The 25,496-nt window shown below is 62.0% G+C and carries 20 protein-coding genes; 9 read left to right on the top strand and 11 right to left on the bottom strand.

The window, feature by feature from the left end; all coding sequences use genetic code 11:
• Window positions 1-14 precede the first annotated feature (14 nt).
• From KYN89_RS00615 to KYN89_RS00580, 8 genes are all read left to right on the top strand, one after another.
• Window positions 15-1,364, top strand: coding sequence for an MBL fold metallo-hydrolase (locus tag KYN89_RS00615; RefSeq protein WP_222823345.1), 1,350 nt, complete (start codon window positions 15-17; stop codon window positions 1,362-1,364).
• Window positions 1,365-1,898: 534 nt separating this feature from the next.
• Window positions 1,899-3,134 carry a TolC family protein gene (locus tag KYN89_RS00610; protein WP_222823344.1) on the top strand — a complete coding sequence of 412 codons (1,236 nt, stop codon included), beginning with the start codon at window positions 1,899-1,901 and terminating at the stop codon, window positions 3,132-3,134.
• 8 nt (window positions 3,135-3,142) lie between these two features.
• Window positions 3,143-4,639, top strand: coding sequence for an efflux RND transporter periplasmic adaptor subunit (locus KYN89_RS00605; protein WP_222823343.1), 1,497 nt, complete (start codon window positions 3,143-3,145; stop codon window positions 4,637-4,639).
• Entirely contained in the window at window positions 4,636-7,803 is a 3,168-nt protein-coding gene (locus tag KYN89_RS00600) for an efflux RND transporter permease subunit (protein WP_222823342.1), read from the top strand. The genes KYN89_RS00605 and KYN89_RS00600 overlap by 4 nt, the downstream gene beginning before the upstream one ends.
• Window positions 7,782-8,168: a copper-binding protein gene (locus KYN89_RS00595; protein ID WP_225082053.1), complete on the top strand. Its 387-nt coding sequence runs from the start codon at window positions 7,782-7,784 to the stop codon at window positions 8,166-8,168. The genes KYN89_RS00600 and KYN89_RS00595 overlap by 22 nt, the downstream gene beginning before the upstream one ends.
• Before the next feature lie 58 nt (window positions 8,169-8,226).
• Window positions 8,227-9,768, top strand: a complete 1,542-nt coding sequence (locus tag KYN89_RS00590; protein WP_222823341.1) for a multicopper oxidase family protein — start codon at window positions 8,227-8,229, stop codon at window positions 9,766-9,768.
• Between the two features lie 43 nt (window positions 9,769-9,811).
• Window positions 9,812-12,121 carry a heavy metal translocating P-type ATPase gene (locus KYN89_RS00585; protein ID WP_429699533.1) on the top strand — a complete coding sequence of 770 codons (2,310 nt, stop codon included), beginning with the start codon at window positions 9,812-9,814 and terminating at the stop codon, window positions 12,119-12,121.
• Between the two features lie 29 nt (window positions 12,122-12,150).
• Window positions 12,151-12,642: a hypothetical protein gene (locus tag KYN89_RS00580; RefSeq protein ID WP_224801916.1), complete on the top strand. Its 492-nt coding sequence runs from the start codon at window positions 12,151-12,153 to the stop codon at window positions 12,640-12,642.
• A 17-nt stretch (window positions 12,643-12,659) separates the two neighbouring features.
• Here the strand turns inward: KYN89_RS00580 and KYN89_RS00575 are convergent, their stop codons facing one another.
• Window positions 12,660-14,612 carry a cytochrome c/FTR1 family iron permease gene (locus tag KYN89_RS00575; RefSeq protein WP_222823339.1) on the bottom strand — a complete coding sequence of 651 codons (1,953 nt, stop codon included), beginning with the start codon at window positions 14,610-14,612 and terminating at the stop codon, window positions 12,660-12,662.
• Window positions 14,613-14,708: 96 nt separating this feature from the next.
• Window positions 14,709-15,326 (bottom strand): cation efflux transmembrane domain-containing protein, encoded by a 618-nt coding sequence (locus tag KYN89_RS00570; RefSeq protein WP_010240550.1) that lies wholly within the window; start codon window positions 15,324-15,326, stop codon window positions 14,709-14,711.
• 75 nt (window positions 15,327-15,401) lie between these two features.
• On the opposite strand from KYN89_RS00570, the gene KYN89_RS00565 reads away from it, so the two are divergent.
• A complete protein-coding gene (locus KYN89_RS00565; RefSeq protein WP_222823338.1) occupies window positions 15,402-15,800 on the top strand; it encodes a MerR family transcriptional regulator in 399 nt (132 codons plus the stop codon).
• Between the two features lie 137 nt (window positions 15,801-15,937).
• On the opposite strand, the gene KYN89_RS00560 is transcribed toward KYN89_RS00565, so the two are convergent.
• The 9 genes from KYN89_RS00560 to KYN89_RS00520 form a co-directional block, all read right to left on the bottom strand.
• Window positions 15,938-17,332 (bottom strand): aldehyde dehydrogenase family protein, encoded by a 1,395-nt coding sequence (locus KYN89_RS00560; RefSeq protein ID WP_222823337.1) that lies wholly within the window; start codon window positions 17,330-17,332, stop codon window positions 15,938-15,940.
• Window positions 17,329-18,153 carry a thiamine pyrophosphate-dependent enzyme gene (locus tag KYN89_RS00555; protein ID WP_248284927.1) on the bottom strand — a complete coding sequence of 275 codons (825 nt, stop codon included), beginning with the start codon at window positions 18,151-18,153 and terminating at the stop codon, window positions 17,329-17,331. Before KYN89_RS00555 ends, KYN89_RS00560 begins: the two co-directional genes overlap by 4 nt.
• Window positions 18,154-18,247: 94 nt before the next feature.
• Window positions 18,248-19,189, bottom strand: a complete 942-nt coding sequence (locus KYN89_RS00550) for a DUF2493 domain-containing protein (protein ID WP_222823336.1) — start codon at window positions 19,187-19,189, stop codon at window positions 18,248-18,250.
• A gap of 219 nt (window positions 19,190-19,408) precedes the next feature.
• A complete protein-coding gene (locus KYN89_RS00545) occupies window positions 19,409-19,849 on the bottom strand; it encodes a hypothetical protein (protein WP_222823335.1) in 441 nt (146 codons plus the stop codon).
• Between the two features lie 11 nt (window positions 19,850-19,860).
• Window positions 19,861-20,790 (bottom strand): ArdC family protein, encoded by a 930-nt coding sequence (locus KYN89_RS00540; RefSeq protein WP_222824074.1) that lies wholly within the window; start codon window positions 20,788-20,790, stop codon window positions 19,861-19,863.
• Between the two features lie 184 nt (window positions 20,791-20,974).
• On the bottom strand, window positions 20,975-21,802 hold the full coding sequence (locus KYN89_RS00535) for a hypothetical protein (protein ID WP_222823334.1): 828 nt from the start codon (window positions 21,800-21,802) through the stop codon (window positions 20,975-20,977).
• Window positions 21,799-22,734, bottom strand: a complete 936-nt coding sequence (locus KYN89_RS00530; protein ID WP_222823333.1) for an MvdC/MvdD family ATP grasp protein — start codon at window positions 22,732-22,734, stop codon at window positions 21,799-21,801. Before KYN89_RS00530 ends, KYN89_RS00535 begins: the two co-directional genes overlap by 4 nt.
• 9 nt (window positions 22,735-22,743) lie before the next feature.
• A complete protein-coding gene (locus tag KYN89_RS00525; protein ID WP_222823332.1) occupies window positions 22,744-23,256 on the bottom strand; it encodes a hypothetical protein in 513 nt (170 codons plus the stop codon).
• Between the two features lie 254 nt (window positions 23,257-23,510).
• A complete protein-coding gene (locus KYN89_RS00520; RefSeq protein WP_222823331.1) occupies window positions 23,511-25,484 on the bottom strand; it encodes a ParB/RepB/Spo0J family partition protein in 1,974 nt (657 codons plus the stop codon).
• Between the last annotated feature and the right edge of the window lie 12 nt (window positions 25,485-25,496).

Below are 25,496 nucleotides of genomic sequence, written 5' to 3'. Positions count from 1 at the left end.
CAACGAGGTAAACCATGCTGCTTGAAAAGATAAAGACCCCCGGTCTTTCGCACCTTTCCTATCTGATCGGTTCGCAAGGCAAGGCAGCGGTCATCGATCCGCGCCGCGACTGCGAGATTTATGTCGAGCGTGCCCGCGCCGAAGGGCTGGAGATCACGCATATTTTCGAAACGCACAGGAATGAGGATCTCATCACGGGATCGCCGGTATTGGGGAAAATGACCGGTGCCCGTGTTCTGCACGGTCCAAACTCTGCGGACGAGATTGTTTTCGCCGACACCGCGCAAGAGGGCGACGTTTTCGAGATCGGGAAGTTGCGGATTTCGGTGCTCGAAACTCCCGGTCACACCGACGATCATCTCGCCTTCGTCCTCCATGACGACGATTTTCCCGAAGGACCGATCGGCGTGTTCACCGGCGATGCGCTCTTCGTTGGCGACGTCGGACGCACAGATTTCTATCCCGAGCGCGCCCGGGAGGTCGCGGGCCTCCTGTACGATTCACTGCAGAAGATTTGCGGTCTGGGTGACCAGACGATCATCTACCCCGCGCATGGAGCAGGCTCGGTCTGCGGCTCGGGAATGGCGGACCGGGAATTCTCGACCATAGGCCACGAACGTTGCAATAATCCGCGGCTCCAGATCGCCGATCGCGAGGAATTCATCGAGGCGAAGCTCGCCGAGCATCATTACCAGCCACCCTATTTCAGACTGATGGAGCGTCTGAATGTCGAGGGAACATCTCCTGCGCCACGGATCCTGCGACCAAAACGTCTCATGCTCTCGGACATTCGCGAAATCGACGCCGACCATGTCGTCGACGTGCGGGATCCGCTTGCATACGCAAGCGGGCATCTGCCTGGTTCGATATGCCTTCCGGTCGGCATGATCTCGGCGTTTGCGGGCTGGTTCATCAGGGAGGGTGAAACAATCGCCCTCGTCGGATCGGCGGAAGACCAGCTGGCTTCGGCCATGACGCACCTTGTGAGGATCGGGCTCGATTCGATCGTCGGCGGCTATGTCGGTATCGTGCCGGCTGCAGCGCAAGGAATGAAGATGGCGAGCCTTCCGATGATCGGGACGAACGAGGTTCAGGATCGTCTCGAGCGCAAGCGCGACGACTGGACCTTGCTCGATGTGCGTGACCTCGATGAGCGGCGCAGCGGCGCGATCGAGGGATCGGACCACATCTACGTGGGCGAGCTCAATTCCCGCTTCGCCGAGCTTGATCGCGAACGCGCCTATACCGTCATGTGTGCCAGTGGCATGCGTGCGAGTGTGGCGGCGGGCTGGCTGCAAAGCAAAGGATTTGACAAGCTCGACGTATATCTGGGCTCGATGGGTGCCTGGCAGTACACGGAGTGATGAACCATCGCACCCGATGCGAGGTCCTTGTCTTGCGCTCTTCAAAGCTTTACGCCTTTTTCATGCGAGTCTTGCGCACCCTTGGACTGCTACTGATCGCCTGCGGGCTGTTCGTTCAATCGGCAGCGCATGCATCTGCCCTGCCTCAGGCGCTCGATGCAGGCAAACCGGCCTGCGCCGAGATGGAGATGATGGCGGGCGCAGCTTCCATGGACGATCATGACGGCGTGCCTTGCAAGAACCTTCGGCTGGATTGTCTTGTGGCATTCGGCTGCATCCCGCCCCTCGTTCCAGGGGGTGATGCGACCCTGGTCGGAGACATAGCGGCGCAGGCTTCTCAGTTCAGCAGAGTGGTCCCAAATTCGCTCGCAGCCACAGGGCTGGGGCCAGAGCCGCCACCTCCGCAACTCCCGGCATGACCCGCGTGCAGGCTTAAGCCTGCACGCTCCTGCCTCTGGATGAACGGCCAGCGCTCGACGCGGGCTGCCAATCCGGAATGCGTCTCTGACGCGCTCCTTTTGCGGATGAACGATCATGAAACGAATAAGCTGGACCGCGCTTCCGGTCCTGCTGGCCCTTGCGCCGGCGAGTTATGCCCAGTCGGTGGGCTATGAGGAAGCTGTACGAGCAGCAACGAGCGACCAGCCCCAGGTTCGAACAAGCGAGCTGCGACTGGACGCCCGGCGCGAGATCGCCGACGCTGCCGATGAATTGCCCGATCCGCGCCTTCGCGCGGGCATCCAGAACCTGCCGGTAAGCGGGCCGGCTGCGTTCGAGCTGGATCGCCAGCTCCCAACGCAGATCCAAGTCGGCATCGAACAGGAGATCCCCAATCTCGCGAAACGTCGGGCCCGGTTCGGAATGGCGGAGGCCGACATCGGACTTGCCGCAGCACAGTTGCGTCAAACCCGTTACAGGGTGCGCGTCGGAGCAGGAATGGCATGGATTTCGTTGGCTTATGCCCAACGGGCTCTGACCGTCGCCGACGATGCACTTGCTCAAATCGAGGGGCTCGTACCACTCGCCCGCAGTTCTGTCGCCGCCGGTTCGGCCAGACCCGCCGAAAGTCTGGAAGTACGCCGTGCCGTGCTCGAAGTCGAAGACATGCGGACCAGGATCGAAGCCGACCGAGAGGCCGCTCAGGCCATGCTGTCGCGCTATACGGCTCTGCCGAACGCTACCGCGACCGGAACCATCCCTTCGGCCGATCTCGATCCCGAAAGTTTGCGGGCCATGCTTCAAAGCAATCCTGAGCTTGTCGTGGCGCTTGCGCAGGTTCGTCAAGCGGAAGCGAGAAGCGATCTTGCGCGATCGGAAAGGCGTCCGGATTTCGGCGTCAACGTGAGCTATGGGCGGCGCGATCCCGATTTTGGCGATGCGATCTCGGTGATGGGTTCGATCACACTCCCGATTTTCGCGGACCGGCGCCAAAACCCGCGTATAGCCGCCGCCGAAGCCGAGGCGGCTGCGGCGCAATCGGCCAGAGCCGACCGGCTGCGTGAACTCGAAGCCCAGTTCGAGACCGATCTCGCCGCCTGGCGCAGCGCTTATCGACAATGGCAGCGCGCGACGGACGAATTGCTCCCGCTCGCGGAAAGCCGCGTGGACCTCGAGCGCGCGAGCTTTGCCGCAGGCCGCGCGGAACTGCTCGACGTCATCGACACCATCAAAACGCTCGCCGTGCTGCGGGTGGACATTCTGCAACGCGAGGAAGCGACCGTCGAAGCCGCCGCGAACCTGCGACTGACCTATGGGGAGTATGGCCGATGAGAGCCGCAATGGGAGCCGCGTGGGACAGGCTGTCGCCGCGCCAGAAATCCTGGACGATGGCAGGCACAATCGCGCTCATTAGTCTTGCCTCCGGCTATGGTCTCTCGCAGCTCGGTGAAGGCCAGGGTGGTGCAGGCGACGCGGGCGGCGGTGCGACCGAATGCGAGGAGGTCCTTTACTGGTACGACCCGATGGTGCCGGGGCAGCACTTCGACGAGCCGGGCAAGTCGCCCTTCATGGATATGCAGCTGGTCCCAAAATGCGCGGGCGAAGAGGCCACCGCAGGCGTCAGGATCGATCCCGGCCTGGTGCAGAATTTCGGCATCCGCACCACTGAAGCCGAGTACGGCGTCCTCGAGCCGGAAGTAACCGTCACAGGCGTTCTATCCTACAACGAACGCGACGTCGCGATCGTCCAGCCACGTGCCGGAGGCTATGTACAAAGAACCTACGGCCGCGCACCCGACGATGTCGTTGGACGGGGCGCTCCGCTCGCGGATATCTTGGTTCCCGAATGGGGCGGAGCGCAGCAGGAGTATCTGGCCGTCCTGAACAGCGGTGATGAAGAACTTGCGCAGGCCATGCGCGAACGCATGCGCCTTTTGGGCATGCCTCCAGGCCTGATCTCATCGGTAGGGCGCAGTGGACATCCGCAGTCCACGATCACCGTTACCGCGCCGATTGGAGGTGCCATCACATCGCTCGGCGTGCGAACGGGGATGACGGTCATGGCCGGACAGACGCTCGCCGAGATAACCGGTTTCTCACCGATCTGGCTCGAAGCCGCGGTGCCTGAAACGCAGGCGGCGAATGTACGCGTCGGGCAACCTGTCAGCGCGACGCTGACCGCATTCCCCGAGGAACGCTTCTCCGGACCCATTGTCGCTATCCTGCCGAGCGCGGAGGATGCAAGCCGTACGATCACCGTTCGTGCGCAACTGCCCAATGCATCCGGTCGCCTCAAGCCGGGCATGTTCGCACAGGTCTCGCTGACCCCGGACACACGCCGCGCGCTGCTGGTGCCGTCCGAAGCCGTTATCAGGACCGGACGTCGAACCATCGTGATGGTGAAGCAGGACGAGGGCGGTTTCATGCCCGCCGAGGTTCGGATCGGCCGCGAAGCGGGTGGAAGGACCGAAGTGCTGGCCGGACTTTCCGCCGGCGAGCAGGTCGTGACATCGGGTCAGTTCCTGCTCGATTCCGAAGCAAGCCTCACCGGACTGGACGTCCGTCCGAAAGATCAGGCAGATGACGCTTCCACCGGCGGCGAGGACGAACCAGCGACCTTCGGTGCCACCGGCACGATCCAGTCGATCGCCAATGGTTCGGTGACGCTGCGGCATGGTCCCGTGCCCCGGCTCGATTGGCCCGCGATGACGATGACCTTCCGCACGAAGAGCGCGGCGCAAATGCGCGGCCTCGAAACGGGCGACAGGGTGCGCTTCACCTTCACCCAGCAGGAAGCCGGCCCCCAAATCGAGACTATTAGGAGGGCTGGAGAATGATCGCACGCATCATCGACGCCTCGATCGCCAACCGCCTCTTTATCGTTCTCGCTGCCGTCGCGGTGACGCTGGCCGGTTTCTGGGCGGTACGCGCGACGCCGGTCGACGCGTTGCCCGATCTGTCCGATGTGCAGGTCGTGGTCCGGTCGAACTATCCGGGGCAGGCCCCCCGGATCGTCGAGGACCAGGTCACCTATCCCCTGGCAACGACCATGCTCTCGGTCCCGGGGGCGAAAACCGTCCGCGGCTATTCGATGTTCGGTGACAGCTATGTCTATATCATCTTCGAGGATGGTACCGACCTCTACTGGGCGCGATCGCGCGTGCTCGAATATCTCAACCAAGTGCAGAACCGCCTGCCCGATGGCGTCACGAGCACGCTGGGACCCGATGCAACCGGGGTGGGGTGGATCTACGAATATGCACTGGTCGACAGGACCGGCGGACACGACCTTGCCGGACTGCGCAGCCTGCAGGACTGGTTCCTGCGCTATGAGCTCAAGACGATCCCCGGCATTGCCGAGGTCGCGAGCGTCGGCGGAATGGTCAAGCAATACCAGGTCGTGCTCGAGCCTTACCGGATGGCATCGCTGGGCGTGACCCACGCCGAGATCGTGAGCGCAATCGAGGCCGCCAACCAGGAAGCGGGCGGCTCGATCGTCGAGATGGGCGAAGCCGAATATATGGTCCGCGCCTCGGGCTATCTCGGCGACCTCGAGGATTTTCGGCAGATTCCACTACGCACTGCGAGCGGCGGCATTCCGGTCACGCTTGGCGACGTAGCGACAATCCAGGTAGGCCCCGAGCTGCGCCGTGGCATCGCCGAGCTCAATGGCGAAGGCGAGGTTGCCGGGGGCATCATCGTTCTGCGCCAGGGCGCGGATGCGCGAAGCGCGATCCAAGCCGTGGAACTCAAACTCGACGACTTGCAGGCAAGCCTTCCCGAAGGCGTCGAGATCGTCACGACCTACGATCGCTCTCAGCTCATCGATGCGTCTATAGAGAACCTCACCACGAAGCTCATCGAAGAGTTTATCGTCGTGGCGCTCGTATGCGCGCTGTTCCTCTGGCACGCGCGTTCGGCACTTGTCGCCATCATCACCCTGCCTTTGGGCGTGCTCGCGGCCTTCATCGTGATGCGCATCCAGGGCGTCAATGCCAACATCATGTCGCTGGGTGGAATAGCCATCGCGGTCGGTGCGATGGTCGATGCCGCCGTCGTCATGATTGAGAACGCGCACAAGCATCTCGAGCGATGGGAACACGAGAATCCCGATACCGCGCTCGCGGTGAAGGAACGCTGGCGGATCATCGCCGATGCATCGAAGGAAGTGGGACCGGCGTTGTTCTTCAGTCTGCTGATCATTACGCTGTCGTTCCTACCGGTCTTCACCCTGCAGGCGCAGGAAGGGCGGTTGTTCGCTCCGCTCGCTTTCACCAAGACCTATGCCATGGCGGCCGCGGCCATTCTGTCGGTAACGCTGGTGCCGGTAATATTGGGATGGCTGATCCGTGGGAAGATCCCTTCGGAGGATTCCAATTTTCTCAACCGCTGGCTGACGAAAATCTATCGTCCGGGGCTCGACTGGGTCATGCGGCGCCCAAAGGCAACGCTGGTGATCGCGGCGCTGATCTTCCTGACCACCGCGATCCCCTTCACCCGGCTTGGCGGCGAGTTCCTCCCGCCGCTCGATGAAGGCGATTTGCTTTATATGCCGAGCGCGCTGCCCGGCCTTTCCCCCGGCGAGGCTTCGGCGCTGCTGCAGCGCACCGATCGCCTGATCAAGTCGGTCCCCGAGGTGGAAACGGTGTTCGGCAAGGCGGGGCGCGCCGATACAGCGACGGATCCGGCTCCCCTGACGATGTTCGAAACGACGATCCGCTTCAAGCCGCGCGAGGAGTGGCGCGAGGGAATGACGCCCGATCTGCTGGTCGAGGAACTTGACCGGGTCGTTCAGGTGCCGGGCCTCGCCAATGTCTGGGTGCCGCCGATCCGCAACCGGATCGACATGCTCGCGACCGGGATCAAGAGCCCGATCGGGGTCAAGGTTTCAGGCGACGATCTCGATCAACTCGAACGCGTTGCACTCGATGTGGAGCGTATCGCCAAAACCGTGCCTGGCGTGAGTTCCGCCCTGGCGGAGCGCCTGTCGGGCGGTCGCTATGTCGATGTCGATATCGACCGGATGGCGGCCGCGCGATACGGGCTCAACATTGCCGACATCCAGCAGATCGTCTCTGGTGCAGTTGGCGGTGCCAATGTCGCACGGACCGTCGAGGGGCTGGCGCGCTATCCGATCAATGTGCGCTATCCCCGCGAAATCAGGGACAGCGTCGAGGAACTCAGGGCCTTGCCGGTTCTGACGCCGTCCGGCCAACAGATCACGCTTGGCACTGTCGCCCGTATCGCCGTCAGCGACGGTCCGCCCATGCTCAAGAGCGAACAGGGCCGACTGACCAGCTACATCTACGTCGACGTCCGGGGCCGCGATCTTACTTCGGTGGTCGCCGATCTGCAGGAGGTCGTCGCCGCGGGTGTCGATCTTCCTGCCGGCGTCAGCCTGTCCTATGCGGGCCAGTTCGAATATCTGACGCGCGCCTATGAGCGACTGAAGGTCGTGGTTCCCGCGACGCTTGCGATCATTTTCCTGCTGCTCTATCTCATTTTCCGGCGCTGGGACGAAGCCTTGCTGATCATGGGCACGCTGCCCTTCGCGCTGACGGGCGGATACTGGTTGCTCTATCTGATGGGCTACAACCAGTCGGTGGCGACTGCGGTCGGTTTCATCGCGCTTGCCGGCGTCTCCGCCGAATTCGGCGTAGTGATGCTGATTTACCTGAAAGCCGCACTGGAGCGGCGACGCGGTGATCTGAGCGCCGAAGAAGTAGACGAGGCCATCCGGGAAGGCGCGCTCCTGCGCGTGCGGCCCAAGGCGATGACCGTCGCAGTCACCCTTGCGGGTCTCTTTCCGATCCTGATCGGCACCGGCGCGGGCTCGGAAGTCATGAGCCGCATCGCCGCGCCGATGGTTGGCGGCATGATCACCGCCCCGCTCCTGTCCATGTTCCTGCTTCCCGCCGCCTATCTGTTGTTGCGGCGCCCCCGTCCGGAAAAACCGGCCAACCCTCAAGGAGAAGAAGAGTGCGTACCCCAACCTACATGATCCTGCTCGCGGCACCGCTGGCGCTTGCAGCCTGCGACGCTGCAGACGACAGCTCAGAGACCATGATGTCAGACGACATGGCGAACTCGGACAGCATGCCCATGTCAGGCGAAATGCCGATGGCGGAGGAGACCGGCGGCGAGCAGAGCGCCAGTGCGGAGGGAACGGTTACAGCCATCGATTCCGAGGCGGGCACGGTGACCATCGAGCATGGTCCGGTCGAAAGTATCGGATGGCCCGCGATGACCATGACCTTCGAAGCCGACGCGCAAATCCTCGAACAGGTCAGTGTCGGTGAGGGAATAGCCTTTGAATTTCGTACTGGAACCGAAGGCAGCGTCGTTACCTCGGTAACGCCGCGATAGGACGGTGGGTGGGAGGCGCTCGGTTGCGCCGGTGCCTCCCACGCAAAAACAGGTGAATATGCCAGGTATCGACAGGCCCGACTTTAAGGATCGCCGCGACTTCATCAAGAGCGCCGGCCTCGCGGCGACGGGTTTCGCCGCGCTGCCGCTGCTGGGTTGCGGTACGCAAAGCAGGATGTCGCTCGATCAGGGAGGCGAAAGCAATCCTCTTGCCATACCTCGGCTACAGGCAGGAACGATCGAACGGGGCGAGCGTGTCTTTCGCCTGTCCCTGACACCGGGCGAGAAAGAATTCGTGCCCGGCACGGCGTCACCGACGATCGGTATCGACGCATCCTATCTCGGCCCGACCCTCAAAATGCGCCGCGGCGAACAGGTTCGCTTTCACATCGACAACAAGCTTGCCGAAGATGCGACCGTCCACTGGCATGGTTTCGAACTTCCCGCCACAGCGGATGGCGGGCCGCACCAGCTCATACGGCCCGGTGAGCGCTGGAGCCCGTCCTTCGAAATACGCCAGCGCGCTTCGTTATACTGGTATCATTCGCATCTGCATCGCCGGGCCGGACCACAGGTCTATGCCGGACTTGCTGCCCCGATCTACGTGCGCGACGAGGAAGAGGATCGCCTCGATCTGCCGAGCCGGTACGGTGTAGATGACATACCGCTCGTCGTGCAGGATCGCGTGATCGACGGCGCGGGCCGCCTTGTTTACCCGCTCGATATGCACTCGCGGATGATGGGGGTGATGGGTGAGCGCATCTATGTGAACGGAACGGCCAATGCCGTTTTCGAGGCCGCCGCCGGTCCGCTGCGCCTGCGGCTTCTCAATGGATCGAATGCGCGGTTCTACACCTTCTCGCTCGAAGGTGATCGTCCGATGCAACTCATCGCAAGCGATGGCGGCCTGCTTGCCGCGCCAAGCGAGGTTCGCAGTCTTACCCTTGCCCCAGGCGAACGCGCACAAGTGATCGTCGATCTTTCCGAAGGGCGTCCGCTCCGGCTGATTGCCAGCAGCCCTGCTAACGCCATGGGCATGATGGGCGGGCAAGGCGGGGGTATGATGGGCGGCGGAATGATGGGAAACCGGGCCGATCGCGAGAGGCAGGGGCGCACGTTTTCGATCCTCGATATGCGCCCCTCAGGCGCGTCAACTCCAGTAATGCTCCCGCCCACTCTGGCCGCGCTTGCTGCGCCAGACCCCTCACTCGCCGTTCGCAGCCGCCGTTTCGTGCTCGATATGGGCATGATGGGCCGGGGCATGTCGATCAACGGCGAAACCATGGACATGGACGTCATCAATCAGCGCGTACCGGTGGGTCAGTGGGAAATATGGGAAATCGCCAACGCATCGATGATGGCCCATCCCTTTCATATTCATAACGTGCAGTTCCGCTTGCTCGACCGGGACGGTCGGCCTCCGCGGGCGGAAGAGGCGGGCTTCAAGGACACCGTAATCGTCAACCCGCGTGAACAGGTCAGGCTGCTGTTGCGGTTCGAAGAAAATACCGATCCCGACACTCCCTACATGTATCACTGCCATATCCTCGAGCACGAGGACGCAGGCATGATGGGGCAGTTCGTGGTGATGGCCAATTAGGGGAGAACGACAGATGAGCGATGGGCACAATGCAATCGAGGGTATGGCGACCGACCCCGTTTGCGGAATGAGCGTGAAGATGGACGGCGCCCGCTTCGTCGATCGACACGAGGGTGGCGACCATTACTTCTGCTCCTCGCGCTGCCTCGACAAGTTCCGCGCGGATCCGGAGATGTATCTTTCGAAGGCGCACCTCGATGCTGTCGAGGATGTCCCGGAAGGTACCATATATACCTGTCCGATGCATCCGGAGATCCGGCAGCCGGGGCCGGGCTCTTGCCCGATATGCGGGATGGCCCTCGAGCCCGAAACGGTCACTCTGAACGAGGGCCCCGATCCCGAACTCGTCGACATGCGGCGAAGGTTCTGGTGGAGCGCGCTCTTCACGCTGCCGCTCTTCGCCTATGCGATGGGCGACATGATCCCGTCGCGACCGTTCGATCAGGTCATCGAACCCGCTATCGCGCAGTGGCTGCAGCTCCTGCTGGCAACTCCGGTGGTGCTTTGGGGCGGCTGGCCCTTCTTCACCCGCGCGCTGCAATCGGTCCGGACCATGAACCTCAACATGTTCACCCTGATCGGCTTCGGCGTCGCCATCGCCTATCTGTTCAGCCTTGTGGCAACCCTCGCCCCGGACATCTTTCCCGAGGCATTCCGCGATCATGCGGGCCGGGTCGGCGTCTATTACGAGGCCGCAGCGGTTATCACGACCCTCGTGCTGCTCGGGCAGGTGCTCGAGCTCAAGGCGCGCGGATCGACATCGAGCGCCTTGCGAGCGCTTCTCGAACTCGCACCCCCGACCGCGATGAAGATCTTCGGTCGCGGGGACGAGCGCGAAGTACCGCTCGATGAATTGACGTCGGGGGACCTGCTGCGCGTGCGTCCGGGCGACAAGGTCCCCGTCGATGGCACGCTCGAGGATGGAAGCAGTGCCATCGACGAATCCATGATCAGTGGCGAACCCATTCCCGTCAAGAAAAGCGCGGGCGATCCCGTGATCGGGGGCACCGTAAACCAGACCGGCAGCTTCACCATGCGCGCGACGCAGGTCGGCGCGGACACCATGCTCTCGAAGATCGTGCAGATGGTCGCGGAGGCCCAGCGCAGCCGGGCACCGATCCAGCGGCTCGCCGACCAGGTCACCGGATGGTTCGTACCCATCGTCGTCCTTGTCGCTATCGTGAGTTTTGTCGTCTGGGCCATCTGGGGACCGGCACCGGCCCTTGCCTACGCGCTCGTCAACGCGGTCGCCGTTCTGATCATCGCGTGTCCCTGCGCGCTCGGACTGGCGACGCCGATGTCGATCATGACCGGTACCGGCAAGGGCGCGCAGCACGGGATCCTGATCAAGAACGCCGAAGCGCTCGAAACGCTGGAAAAGATCGATACGCTGGTCGTCGACAAGACCGGAACGCTGACCCGGGGCAAGCCTGATCTTGTCGACGTAAAACCGCAGCCAAATTTCGACGAGCAGGAATTGCTGAGCCTTGTCGCTGCCGTTGAGAGAGGAAGCGAGCATCCGCTCGCCCACGCGATCGTGGAAGGGGCTCAAAACAGGGGCGCTGCCATTCTCGACGCTTCCGATATCGAATCCGTGACCGGCGAAGGTATCCAGGCAAATGTCGACAAGCGCCTGGTCGCGATCGGGAATGAAAAGATGATGGAGCGTATAGGGGCGCTCGAAGAAGGCTGGCGGTCAACGGCGGACGAAGGCCGAAGCCTCGGACAGACGGTGATGTTCGTGGCCGTGGACGGGGCACCGGCAGGCCTTATCGCGGTCGCCGATCCGATCAAGGCAACCAGCCGCACCGCTATTGCCGCGTTGCATGAGCGCGGCATCAAGATCGTGATGCTTACCGGCGACAGCGAAGCCACCGCGCGTGCGGTAGCAAGCCAGGTCGGTATCGACGAAGTCGAAGCGAACGTCTCGCCCGAGGACAAACATCGCAAGATCGAGCAGTTGAAGAGCGAGGGTCGCCGGGTCGCTATGGCCGGCGACGGCATAAACGACGCACCCGCGCTTGCCGCTTCGCATGTCGGCATCGCGATGGGAACGGGTACCGATGTCGCGATCGAAAGCGCGGGCGTGACATTGGTGCGCGGCGACCTCGTCGGCGTTGTTCAGGCGCTCGTCCTGTCTCGGGCCGCTATGCGCAACATCAGGCAGAACCTGTTCTTTGCCTTTGCGTATAATGCGCTCGGCATACCGGTCGCAGCAGGTGTCCTCTATCCATGGACCGGGTTGCTTTTGAACCCGATGATCGCGGCCGCAGCGATGAGCCTGTCTTCGGTATCGGTGATCGGCAACGCCCTGCGCCTGCGCGGCCTCGCTCTTCCCAAATTCGATACCTGAGCGATGGGGACGGGACGGAGATCGCAGGAGTGACGAATCAGACGATGCAGGATCAGGACCAAATCTCTGAGGAATCGCGCGAATGGCGCGGTGCTCATCCAGCCCTCTGGATCGCGATATTCGGAATTCTCATCGCTTTCGCCTGGGAGATGCTCCAGCTTCCTTTCTACCAGTCGGGAGGTCTGTCGCCTGCCGAGGCAGCACGTCGCTGCGGCCTGGCCTCGTTCGGCGATGCCGGGATCATGGTGGCCGCTTATCTCGGCGCCTCTGTCGGCAGTGGTAAAACGCCGTGGCTCGTAGACTGGCCGATCTCGCGTTTTGTCGTGTTCCTGGGAATCGGCCTGGCCATTACTGCCATGGTCGAAGTGCTGGCTGTCGGTGCCGACTGGGGGTGGTCCTATAGTGCAATCATGCCGCTTGTGCCCGGGACCAAAATCGGCCTGGTACCGATCGTGATGTGGGTCGCGGTTCCCACGGCCACCTTGTGGCTCGCGCGCCGTCTCGGCACCGGACCCCGCTGATCGCAAACCGGGATCTCCTATCCCTCGACAGCTGCCGGCTGCGGTCCCGATGGTGATCGACTTACCCGAAATCCGGCAATCAGGGCCAGCAGCGTGAGCAATTGCGCGCCGATCGTCTCGACAGTCGGGAAGAAGCCGAGTTCGGCGAGGCGCGGCAAGCCGGCAATGAAAGTGGCGGAAAGAACTCCGGCCTCCTGGAAAGCGCCCACGCCCTTGCCCGCGAGAATGACCGCAAGGATCGCAATCAGGATAGCACTGTAGCGGAAGAACTGGGTGATCGGCAGTTTGCGGCTGTAGCGCAGCATGGCCCATGCAATGAGCGCCAGCAGCGCTACTGCGGACAAGGCACCTGCCAGTATGATGCCGCTGCTCTGCTGGTTCCACAGGGCAGCGTAGAACAGGATAGTCTCGAACGCTTCCCGGTAGACGACCACGAATGCAAGACCAAAGAGAAACCATGCCGATCCGCGCGAAAGCGCCTTGCCCATTTTTTCCTGGATATAGCGCCGCCATTCCTCGGCCTGGGATTTGCCATGCATCCAGATCCCGACCGATACGAGAATGACAGCCGCAAGCAGCGCGCCGATCCCTTCGGTCATCTCGCGGCTCGCACCGCTGATGCTCACAAAGTAGGTTGCCAGGACCCAGGTGGCGACACCTGCAAGAAGAGCAGCGATCCACCCGCCATGGACATAGGGCAGTACCTCGAAGCGGTGCGACTTTTTCACAAAGGCGATCATGGCGATCACAACCAGAAGTGCTTCGATCCCCTCGCGCAGCAGGATGGTGAACGCCCCGAGAAAGTTCGAGATTTCGCTGGCCGCCTCAGGAGCCAACGCTTCCTCGGCTCTTGCCAGCAGACTATCGATGCGAGCCCTTAGTTGCTGTAGTTCGGATGGATTCGCACCGGACTCTATTCCGGCCCGGAATTGCCCGAGCGCCTGTTCTACCTCCCGCATCAAACCGCCATCGCGCGTTGCCAGGAGGGCCTCCAGGGGTTCAAACCCGTCGAGATAGGCAGACAGGGCAAGCTGCCGCGCTTCCTCTCGGTTGCCAGCCCGATAAGCTGACAGGCTGCGATCGAGCGTATCGCGAACGAAGGCGAGCGAACCTGCGTCATTTGCCTGTCCCACCGCATCGGGATTGGCGCGAAGATAGGCCATGACGGCGAGCGCACGGTCCTCGCCGATCTGCTCGGCCAGACTTTCCGGTGTGAGCGCGGCGAGCGTCTCGAGATCGGGGACAAGCTGGCGTATGCCATCATCTTCCCGCCAAATACGCTCGCCCTTGGCCACATCTTCAAAAGCAATGCTGCCGGCATGGAATGCAAGCGCCCAGCGATCCTCGTCGGACAGCGATGCGAAGCTGGCCATGGACGTTCCTTCCAGCCCTTGCGTGATGACCTGGTAAAGCCCGAACGCACTGCGCTGCCGCGCCCGGTCGATATCGGTGAAGTCGATCGGCGGGGGATCAAGTGCCTGCATTGCGGCCGGTGGCGCACTTCCGGCGGCGCCGTGACACGAGGCGCAGTTCTGCGCGAAGAGAGTGCGGGCGCGGTCAAGGTCGGGCGCCTGCGAAGGGGCAAGCGGAACCGGGTAGGCTGTCAGCAACGAGGCTGCCAGCGCGCGCGCTAAGCGCCCAACTCGCTCGGCGGGTTCCTTATTGGCGATCAGAGCTCGCAGCTGGTCCGATCGGCGGATGAGTGCTTGATTGTCTTTAGTATCCGGCAATGCAGCGATCTGCCGCGCCACGACATCGGAAAACTCCACCATTTCGCGATATTCGAATTCGTCGGCAACACGTCCCTCGGAAACGGCGGAGGCGTAGTCGACCGCGATATAATCGAGCAGACGCCAGGTGGTTCGCACGTCGGGTTCTTCCGCGTTCGCGGTGACGGACAGACACAGCGCAAGCGCCAGCAGAATGAGCCGCAGTGCCGGATGGACGGTGGCGGAGACGATGCGATGCATGAGGGGTCTCTATATCTGTTGCAATTAATTCGCAATAGCAGGGTGTAGACGGAAATGTATTTCCTCCAACCCCCGATCGCGGGGATATTCTGGAGTTTAGGTAGAGCGCAGTTCGCCACGGGCCTGTTTGGAGACTTCGGCACTTCCCCACACCGCCAGTCCTGCCATGATGCTCGCCACAACCAGATCGGGCCACGCACGGCCGGTGCCGAAAACGCCAATCGCTGCCGCCAGCACGGCGATATTACCGATCGCGTCGTTGCGCGAACAGATCCACACCGAGCGCATGTTCGCATCGCCCGAGCGATACCGGAACAGCATCGCGGCGACGGCGAGATTTACCGCCAGAGCAAGAGAACCGATGGCGCCCATCGTTCCCGGGTCGGGCGACGCCCCGACAAAGAAACCCCAGATGGCCGAGCCGAGCACCCACAGGCCGAAAGCCAGCATGGTCGCCGCCTTTACGAGAGCCGCACGCGCGCGCCAGACGAGCGCCATCCCCGCTACACCGAGACTGATAGCATAGTTTGCCGCATCACCGAGAAAGTCGAGCGCGTCGGCCTGCAAGGCGCGCGAATCCGCAGCAATGCCTGCCACGATCTCCACGCCGAACATGATTGCATTAAGGCCCAGTGCGATCCACAGAATGCGCCGCCATGTCGGATCGTTGTTGTTTGCACCGGCCTCATCGGGGCCGCAGCAGGTCTTTCCCATTTACTCGACTCCTTGCGTCGATCCGCCCTATGCACCTTGTAGTAACTACAAGGTCAAGCGGCAGGAGCCTTTGTCATGAGAATTGGTCAACTTGCCCGGATAACCGGCGTCAAATCCGAAACAATCCGCTTCTACGAGCGTGAGGGTATCGTCGCTGCCCCTCCACGCACGCGGGCCAATTATCGCGATTATGGACCAGCAGAGGAAGCGCGCCTTAACTTCATACGGCGCGCGCGTGATCTCGGCTTCTCCATGGCACGCATCAGGGAATTGCTCGACCTCTCCGATGATGCCGACCGGTCCTGCGCGGGCATCGACGCTCTGGCCAGAAGCCATCTCGGCGAGGTCGAGCGCAAGATCGCGAGCCTGGAGGCGTTGCGGACGGAACTTGGGCGTATGATCGCTGCCTGCGAGCAAGACACTGTAGGCGATTGCCGCATCATCGATGCACTTGCGGGTACCGCCGAGCCTTGATGTCCGCGCCTCGTGCGCCAGTTCGGTCAGGCTCGCCAATGCACGGCTTTTGTCGGCCGCCCATAAGAGACTTAACTTCGGGAAAGGCCGACGAGTGCGAAGCTGCCCGTGTCGCCATCCCGGGTCTGTCGAACGGGCTATGATGCCGCCGCAGGCCAGTTCCAGACGGCCATTTTTTCAATGCTCATATCCGCCATAGTGTAGGGGATCCCGCCGACGCCAAGCCCGGAGCGGCGCAGCCCTGCAAAAGGCATCCAGTCCACGCGGAATGCCGTATGGTCGTTCACCATCACAGCTGATCCCGCAAGAGACTGTATGCAATGATTGGCGATTGACAGCCGATCGCTGAATACAGCGGCCTGAAAGGCGTAAGGCAGGGCATTGGCCTGCTCGATAGCCAGGTCGATATCGTCATAGCCATACACGCAGATCACGGGGCCGAAGATTTCTTCCTGGGATACCTTGGCACTATCCGGAGGATCGACAATGACGGTCGGGGAGAAAAGAGTGTCACTCAGACGGCTTCCCCCGCACACCAGGGTGCCTCCTGCTGCGATGGCTTCATCGACCCAGCGTTCGACGCGGTCAACTTCCTCCGTTCGGATCAGGGGTCCGCATTGGGTCTCAGCATCGGCGGGATCGCCCACTACCAGCTTTTCGGCAGCTCGCCTTAGGTCATGAGCGAAGTCTTTCAATTCTGCAGCAGGGACGTACACGCGCTGCACGGAAACGCAGACCTGACCCGAATGATAGAACCCGCCTTTGAGCAACGAGGCGATCACTGCTGCGCGCTCCACGCCGCTGTCCACGATTACCGGCGCCGCGCCGCCGTGCTCGAGAGCAATGCGGGTTCCCGGCGCCAGCTTCGAGCGAAGCATCCAGCCGATCTTCGCAGAACCGATGAATGAGAAGAACTCCGTGCGCGGATCGGTTACCATTCTTTCGGCAATATCGTTGCCGCAAGGTGCGAACCAGCACCAGGCCTCGGGCAGGCCGGCTTCATGAAGAATGCTCACGAAGCTCTGGCATGACAGAGGCGTTTCCAGCGCAGGCTTGATGAGAACGGGGCACCCGGCTGCTACCGCCGGTCCAACCTGATGGACGATCAGGTTGAGCGGGTGATTGAATGCCGAGATCGCCACGACAGGACCGATCGGCTCGCGGAAGGTATATGCCGTCCTTCCCGCACCCGCTTCTGTCAGGTCCATGGGGATCTCGTGACCGCCGCCATCGCTGAGCGCCTGAACGCATAAGTCGACGCTGTTGATCGCGCGACCGGCTTCCACGCGCGCATCGACCAGCGGTTTGCCGCCCTCCCTGACGATCTGGAGAGCCAGATCCTCGGCTCGTTCGCGCATGATATCCGCAGCCCGCCAGAGGATGGCGACACGCTCGTGCACGGCAAGCCAGCCATGGCGGTCGCGGTGGAGCAACTGCGCTTCATTCAGCCATTCATCGATTTGAGGCCAGTCGACAAGCGGCACTTCTGCAACCGGCTCGCGGTCGAACGGATTGTGAACGATCGTCTTCATAGCTCGCACACCTTTGCGCCGAGTTCGTCGATCAGCACCTTCTTGTTTTCGGAGTAGTCGACGGGCAGATCGACAAGGTGCACGCCGCCCGCCTCGAATGCGGCGTTCAGGACCGCCACAAGATCTGCGCTCCGCTCGACCCGGTGACCGGTCGCTCCATAGCTTTGTGCGTAGGTGACGAAGTCGGGATTGGAAAAGGTTAGGCCGTAGTCCGGAAAGCCGAGCTGGTCCTGCTTCCAGCGGATCATGCCGTATGCCGCATCGTTCAGGACGAGTACGACGAGGTTCAGGCCCAGCCTGACGGCCGTTTCCAGCTCCTGCGAGTTCATCATGAACCCGCCATCGCCGCATACCGCGAGCACTCTGCGCCCCGGCGACAGCATCGCCGCTATCATGGCCGATGGAAGGCCTGCGCCCATCGTCGCCAATGCATTGTCGAGAAGGATGGTACCCGGTTCATTCGCAATGTAGTTTCTGGCGAACCAGATCTTGTAGATACCGTTGTCGAGCGCAACGATATCATCGCGCGCCATTACGCTGCGTACGTCGGCAACCACGCGCTGGGGGACCATCGGAAAACGTTCGTCGTCGCTGGTCTCGGAAATGTGCGAAGCAATCTCGTGGTGCAGCACAGTGTAATAGCTGCGATCGCACTGCAGCTTGCCATCCAGACGGTTTCCCAGCCGCTCGACCGATCCGGCGATGTCGCCGATGACCTCGAGCTGCGGGAAGTAGACCTGATCGACTTCAGCCGCACCACCAGTGCTCTTATATTGTCGAAGGAGGACCGGGCGGGGGCGTAAAGCCAGGCGAATTTGCATCGGACTACAAAAGGCTGTTGGCCTACCGCACGAAACAAGAACCAATTAGCGCGCCAGCGACATAATCGTCGCCGGCGCGTAGCAAGTTCGACGTTCAATCATATCGTTTTGGGATGCTTGCACCCAAGCTGCGCCGGTCAACGACGGTGATACGCCGGGCCTTGGCGTCAATCACTAGACGCTCAAGAACGCCATTGCCAGGAAGCGCGACCACATAGCGCGGATTCATCTGAAGCATCTGCTCATTGCGCTTGAACCCGGCTCGTGCCCCCAGCCGTCTGTCGAGTGAAAATACCAATTGCTGTATATCGTGCCGTTCGGCCCAGCTGGCCGCAAGCCGATCAACGCCTTTGGTGTCGCCGCCGTGCACCAGAAACATGTCGGGCACATGATCACGTACCTTGTCGAGCGTTGACCAGACCTTGGAGGCGAAAGCCTTGGCGTCTTCCGCGGTGGCAAACGAAGACCGGCCTCCGGAAAAGACGATTGGCGTGCCTTGCGGTGTATTGGCATCCCGGCGGCGCTCTGCACGAGCCCGCAGGAAGTCACGTGCATTGACGACAGCGGACGTCATATGGGCGGCGTGGTTCGAACGCGAACCGGTCATGGGACGCCAGGACGATCCGATCTCTTCAAGATAGAGCGCAGCGGCGGTTTCGCGCATCTGCTCGAAGGCAAGCATGCTGGCTTCGGCGGCCTGCGCGCGCTCTACCTGCTCTTCAAGATTGCTCGAATGCACTTCGGAGCCATCGGCGGATGCGAGCAGGACTCGGATCTCGTCGCTGGCCCGGTCGAGCTGAGCCGACTTGCGGCTGGCTGCGCGGTGAAAGAGATTGACCACGCCCCAGGCAATATCCTCGGCATCGGCCTCGAGGGCGGTGTCGGAAAACATCGCGAAAAGGTCGGACCAGACTGCGCCAAGCGTCTGGTCGATCGCGTCATCGCAGGGAAAGTCTGTGTCGTTGAAGGGGGTTGGCCTGATGCTGAGGCCTGAAAGGTCAAGGCCGCTCAACTGGTTGATGAAGCTGTCGTACATGGGGTGTCTCCTGATCGTGCGGACAAGGAGAGGAGGCACCATTGCCTCGGCCTTGTCCGCCGGAGCCCGATCAGGGCCGGGACAAGGGGCGTGACGCACCGCGTAGCGGGAAACCTGCGGCCCTAGGCTGGCGCGGGCAACACGGGCCGACGGGCCGCAGGTTGCGGCGAGCCCCGACCGGCCCAAGGGCCTCCCCCGGCGGACCGGGACGAGGCAGGATCAGGACCAAATTGCGCAAGCGGATCGGGAGCGCTCGAAGATTGCTTCGCCATTCGAGAACCGCCCGACCATGCGCAGCTCACCAAACAGGTCGACGAACCGTCCGGACACCTGGGCAAGCCAGTGCTGCGCCCTCGCCGTTCGCGGCTGGCTGAAGTCGGCTTCCCAGTACCGGGGATCGTCGCGTTCGACGAGCCAGATCGCGGCAAGCCCACACCACGTCGATATGCCGCAATCGGCGAAGGCGTTTCGTAGGAGAATGCGGTCCTCGCGGCCGCGCCATCCATCGAAGCGCTGAAAGGAAGGAAATGCCGCCTTCGTGGTATCGATGATCTCGTCTACGAGGCACTCGTAGACCCAGTCGATATCTTCGTATTCGCCGTCATCGAGCAGGCGAGAGGCCACCACGGAGCCGGTCGGATATCTGACGGAACGTCCCATCTCACTGCTCCTCAGGCTGCATCGGCGAGATCGATGTTGGCCTCCCCTTCGCAGGACTGGTGGCCACCAAGCTCGAGCAGCAGGCTGGCCGCTTCCTCGGCCTTGGCCGCAGCGGTGAGGATCGCACGCTCGTCTGATTTGAGGATCTTGAGCCAGGACGCGATGTAGCTGGCGTGATGGTCAAGGTGTGTGACCGGAAGACCCAGTTCTGCCCCGAGAATGGCCGAGGACAGTTCGGCGATCAGTTCCTCGGCCGCATAGGCGTCGCTGCCGAAGCGGTTCTTGAGATCGCGGTCGAGCCGCGAAGAATGACCCGTCCAGTGCGACAACTCGTGTGCGAGCGTCGCGTAGTAGTGGTCGTAGGCTTCGAACAGTTCAGCTGGCGGCATGGTGACGCGGTCGCGCAGCGGTTCGTAATAGGCCTGCGCGCCATGGTGGCGCAGGTCTGCGCCGATATGGGCAAAGAAGGCATCGAGCCGCTCTTTGCGCCCTTCGGGCTCAAGCGCGGCAACCAGCGGCTTGGGATGGTAGAACTCAGGGAGGCCGTCGCACTGATCGGCATTGAACACGGCATAGGCCTTGAGCACACGCCGGTTTTCAGTGTCGGCTTCGCCTTCGGCGTTCTCGACCTCCTTGGTGTAGCTCTTGTAGAAGATCGCGATGGTCGATTTTTCGCCTTTGCGGACCTGTCCGCCGAGCTTCTGGCACTGACGGTAGGTCATCCAGTATGGCGAGGCGTATCCGCAGCCATCGGCCACCATCCACAACCAGAAGGTGTTCATGCCGCGATAGGGGGTTCCACAGGAGCGCAAGGGCCGTGAATCCGGCACGCCTCGCCACGGCTTGACCCAGGGCTTGGTGCCTTGCTCAAGCTTTTCGATGATGGCATCGGTGATGCGCCGGGCTGGCGAATCTGAAGCAGTGCGGCGGGATTTGGTCATGGGAGTTCTCCTGATCGCCGGGACGGACATGTCCCGGTTCAGGAAGAGCAAAGCTCCCTCTGCTCTCGTACTTGGTGGGTCCTTTGCGCCCAAATTTGGGATGCTTGTGATGAAGGAGGCTGATCCTAACAGCAGATGTCGGGGTCTCAGCCGGCCGGAAGCACCTCACCCATCATGACTGCGCTCAGTCCTTTCGCACGCCCCTTGGAGATCCGTCGGCATCTGAGCCCGGTTGTGCTGGCGGTGCCTCAGGAGTTCCAGTGGAAGGCGTGCCCGAAGGGCCGACCACTGGACCGTCGTCTGCCGGCAACGCTTCTCGACTTTCATCCGAGACCTCTCCGGTTGCTTCGACAGCAATTGTCGCTGCGGCCGTCGGAGTATCTTTGACCGACCCGTCAGCATCGCCCATTGTCCAATCAACGGCGTAGAAGATTGGGTCGAGCGCGAGCATGAGCACGAACGCCGCGAATGCGCGGATGAGATGTTCGTGGGTAACCTTGATGCAGGTGACCTTCCGGTTGACTGCATTTCTCGACCGGCGGGAAGCGAGCAGTGTGCTTCGTGTCAGCCTACGGAGCGGTTGACGCGTGCTCCAAGCAGCCGCGATCTCTCCTTCCACGACCCGCTCGAAGCCCGAAACCTGCAATGTTCGAAACGCGTGGTATCCCGCAGCCGCCAAGTAGATCATGGCCACGCTCAGTACGAGCAGCTTCAACCAGGTCGGGGCCGGACCAGCTCGTTCCTCCCAAGTCGCCGCCTGGAACGCAATGATAAGAGGGACCAGCGCCGCGAGAACGGCGAGATAGGTCGTAGCCTTTGTTTCAGCAGTGCGGACCCTGGCGGTCTCGGCGTCGGCCACGCGTTGGGCCTCCGCAAGCGCGCGGGCGGGATCGTTTTTGAACTTGGCAGACTCGATGGCGGCGATATCGCTGTCGAGGCCTTCTTTCTGCGCTTTGCTCTCAGCGTCCGATAGAGGCTCGGCATAGGGGAATAGGAGGTCGAGGAGATTCATCTGACCAGCCCCGAAACGATAGCCTCTGCGATCCGAGCTCCGGTGCGTTGCTCAATCCACGCCCATTGGCCGTTTGGATTAGCCTCGAGGAACCAGAAGATGCCGCCAGGATCTTCGATGAGATCGATCGCAGAGTACCGCAGATCGAGAGAACGTGTCACTGCTACGCAGGCCTTTTCGACTTCGTGAGGCAGAGTAATAGCGCGATGCTCCAAGTCCGTCCGCACGCCCTTGCGCCAGTCGACACTTGTTTCTTCGTGTGCCTGCGATTCGATCATGGTCGCGAAGACTTGGTCATCGACGACAATAACGCGCACATCCGCACGCTTGGGCACCTCACTCTGCAGAATCACCGGTGCGCTTTCGATTCCAGTCAGCCCGTTGTCCTGTTCGACCCGCGACGTGAAAACGACTTTGCCGGCGCCTCCGTCTTCGATGAGTGCGTGGCGTAGCGGCTTCGCCACGATTGCACCGTCCGCCAAGAAGTTCTTCGCATGCTCAGCATCGTTAGTAATCAGGGTCCGCGGAACCTGCAGCCCTTCCGCCCGTGCGACGGCCAGCTGTCTTGGTTTGTCCTCAGCTCGCAGTATCGCAAAGGGACAATTGAGCCACCGCCCTGCAAGCGCGTTCCACACGCTCCTTAGTATGGCTGACCATTCCGCCTGCATATAAGCAGCGGTTGACGGGGTGTTATGGGGGATTTCCGGCGGAAGGGGGCGGCGGTAATAGGCCCCGGTCACCTCGCTGAGTTCAAGTTCGCGTGTTCGATTAACGAGACGCATACAGGATGGATCACCGTTCGGCATTAAGACGCGGTATTCAAGCATGTCCTCAGTGTTGAGCCTGTGGAAGGCCAAGGCCCTACGCTCAAGCTCAAGGGCGATGAAATCCGTCGTCACGTCGCGCTTGTTGGTGGCCAGAAGGACGGTCATCGGGGCTGGTCAGATCAACATTCCGGCTTGGTCGTCAGTCTCCTGCTGGACATCGGTCTTTGTCTGCAGCTCAGGGAGTGCAAGCGATGCATCCTGATCGTCCGCCTCCTGCCTAACCTTGGTCAGCGTAGAAGTCTCCGCCATCGGGGCCAAGCTCTGGTCTTGGTCGTCGGCCTCTTGCTGTACCTCAGTCAATGTCCTTGTCCCGCCGAAAGCCATCATGTCATGGTCTTGGTCGTCCGTCTCCTGCCGCACGCGGGTTGTGGTCGACGTCTCTCCCAAGGCGCCGCGCGCTTGGTCGTCGTCGTCCGCCTCTACCTGGGTCATGGTCTTAGTGTGGGTCTGGCCTAGCATCGTTGCCCCGGCCTGGACGATCGGGATCTCGACCCCTTCGGCCTCGACGACCCACATCTGGCGACGGTCGCTGTAACGACCGCGCAACTCCTCGACTTCCCCACCTCGCTCAGTGGCGAAACCCATTAGGAATGGCTCAGTTCGTCGCGTCAGGGTATTCGTCGTCATCCTGGCTTTCGTTCCCTTCTTGTCGGGTCCTTGTATCGCTCAGTGCATTTGGCGGCGGGCGTGGTTCTCATGATCGCTACACCCTTTCTCTGGAAGTTAGAAAAATCAATACGTCGGCACATTTATTGCCTGCTTTTGGCGTGTGATCATTTAGCGGGAGTGGTCATCTATCGAACCGATATCTGACATGAAAAGGCGGCCCGTCCCAAATGGAACGGACCGCCTGCCGAGTGACCTGGACCTGTCAGGAGGGGTCAGGCAGCCTGCTCGGCTATCTCATCAGCTGTAACATTGCTGACCGGCTCATCCCCTTCGGCGTCAACCGGTTCGACCTCTTCGGCACCGGCGAAACGCATGATCGAAGGTACCCAGGCCTGCGCTCGTTCCTTGATATCTGCCTCGCCGATGAAGTTGCCCGAGAAAATGCGCTCGGCAGCACTCGCCAGTTCTGCCTTCTTCGAAGCAGCATAGCGACTGACCAGTTCGGGACCGCCAGCGGCATCGAGCGCTTCGAGCGTGCGGGCCTTGGCCACGCGGTCGAAGTAGTTGGCTGCCGTGGGACGCCACCAATGCGCGGTCTCGATTTCGAGGAGCGAGCCGAGCGCCTCGTGCAGCGGCACCGAGCGTTCGCCTTCACAGGCCAGGCTGGCAACCAGAGTGCGCGAGACGACATGGCCGAGCCAGGCCGAACGTGCCTCGTCGGAAAGCGCTCGAAACTTCGCAAACCGCTCGACATCACTCTCTCCCGAGCGCCAGCTTTCGTCGAGCGAACCGGCGAACTCGGCCAGCGCAGCACTCGCCGGTGCATCCTTGGCCTCGAACCCGGTGACAGGCCCGGACGCAACCGAGCCGACCAGGGTCGAAGCTTTCTTGGCGCGCCAGTCATGCCCATCGGCATCAGCGAGCGTGAAAACCATGAAGTCGAGCGCCAGTGCCGGATCATTGGCGAGATGGATTGCCAGGATGTCGCGGCGTTGCATCGCGAGCTCGTCAAGCAAGCGCTGGGACAGCGAGCTCCCTTTGGGCTTCGCCGCACCGCTTTCCTCGATGGTCTCGACCACACCTTCGTCAGCGATGACTTCGGCCTCGGTGTAGAACTGTGGAACCAAGGTCGGTTCGCCATTGCGCGAGAGGACGAGGAAGGCACCGGCCACGGCCTTCAGCTCGTCGGCCAAGACCGGTGGGCGATCGTTGATCGCACGCATTGCACGGTCGATCACCACGAGTTCCTGTTCGGCCTTGGCAATCTCGTCCTCGTCGCTGTCCTCGTCTTCGAGCACAGCGGCGACGCGGTCGTAGTCGGCCTCGAGTTCGCCGAGCTCCTGCGCTTCCTGCTCGGTCATTGGCGCAGGCTCGCATGGCAGACGGCCGAGACCTTCGACGAGGTCATGGCTGACATAGGTGCCAAGTGTCGGGCGCACCCAGGCAAGGCCATATTCGAGCGCGGTCTTTTCTGCTGCCTCTTCCATGGCCTTGTGCGCGAGGTCCTCAAGCAGCGCGACATCGATCCAGCTCTCGCTGGCATCATCGTCGAACAGTTCGCGCTCGATCCGGCCACCTGCGGCGAGGTAGGCGTCGCGTCCGACGAGGACAGCTCGCGGATCGGAACCGCGCACCGTGGCGTCGAGCACCATGCGGCGGATCGTGTCGGGCGTGATCTCGTACCAGGCGTCCTGCAACTCTGCATAGACATGCGCCTGGCGCTCCACGTCGGAAATCGCACCGTAGGCCTTCGCCATGTCGAGCGTGATCGTGCCTTCGGCGAGGGCTTCAAAGACGCAAGGCGCGAGAGAGGCCAGGCGCAGACGCCCTTCGACGAACCGGACGGTGAGGCCGAAGCGACGCGCCACGTCTTCAGGGGTGGCTCCCGCCTCGATGATGGAAGCGAAGGCTTGCGCCTCGTCGGCCGGGTTCATTGCGAGTCGCTGGAAGTTCTCGGCAAGGCTGGCCTCGCGCACTTCGCTTTCCTCGCCTTCGATGACGAGGCAGGTGACCTCGTGGTTGTCGGGCAAGGTGCCCTCTTCGGCCAGCGCCTGCAGCGCAGCGAGGCGGCGACCGCCGGCCTCGACCTCGAACTTGCCGCGCTTTCCTTTGCGCACGACAAGGTTCTGCAGCAAGCCGCGCGCTACAATGTCTGCCCGCAGCTGGAGGTCGGCCAGCACGTCGCTCGAGTTGCGAACGTTGCGCGGGCTCGGGACGAGCTTCTTCAAAGGAATCGACTGGATCATGGGTGTTCTCCT

It is taken from the genome of Alteriqipengyuania abyssalis, assembly GCF_019857185.1.
Taxonomy (GTDB): domain Bacteria; phylum Pseudomonadota; class Alphaproteobacteria; order Sphingomonadales; family Sphingomonadaceae; genus Alteriqipengyuania; species Alteriqipengyuania abyssalis.
Note: the sequence above shows the minus strand (reverse complement) of the source record. Positions and strands in the feature narration are given on the sequence as shown.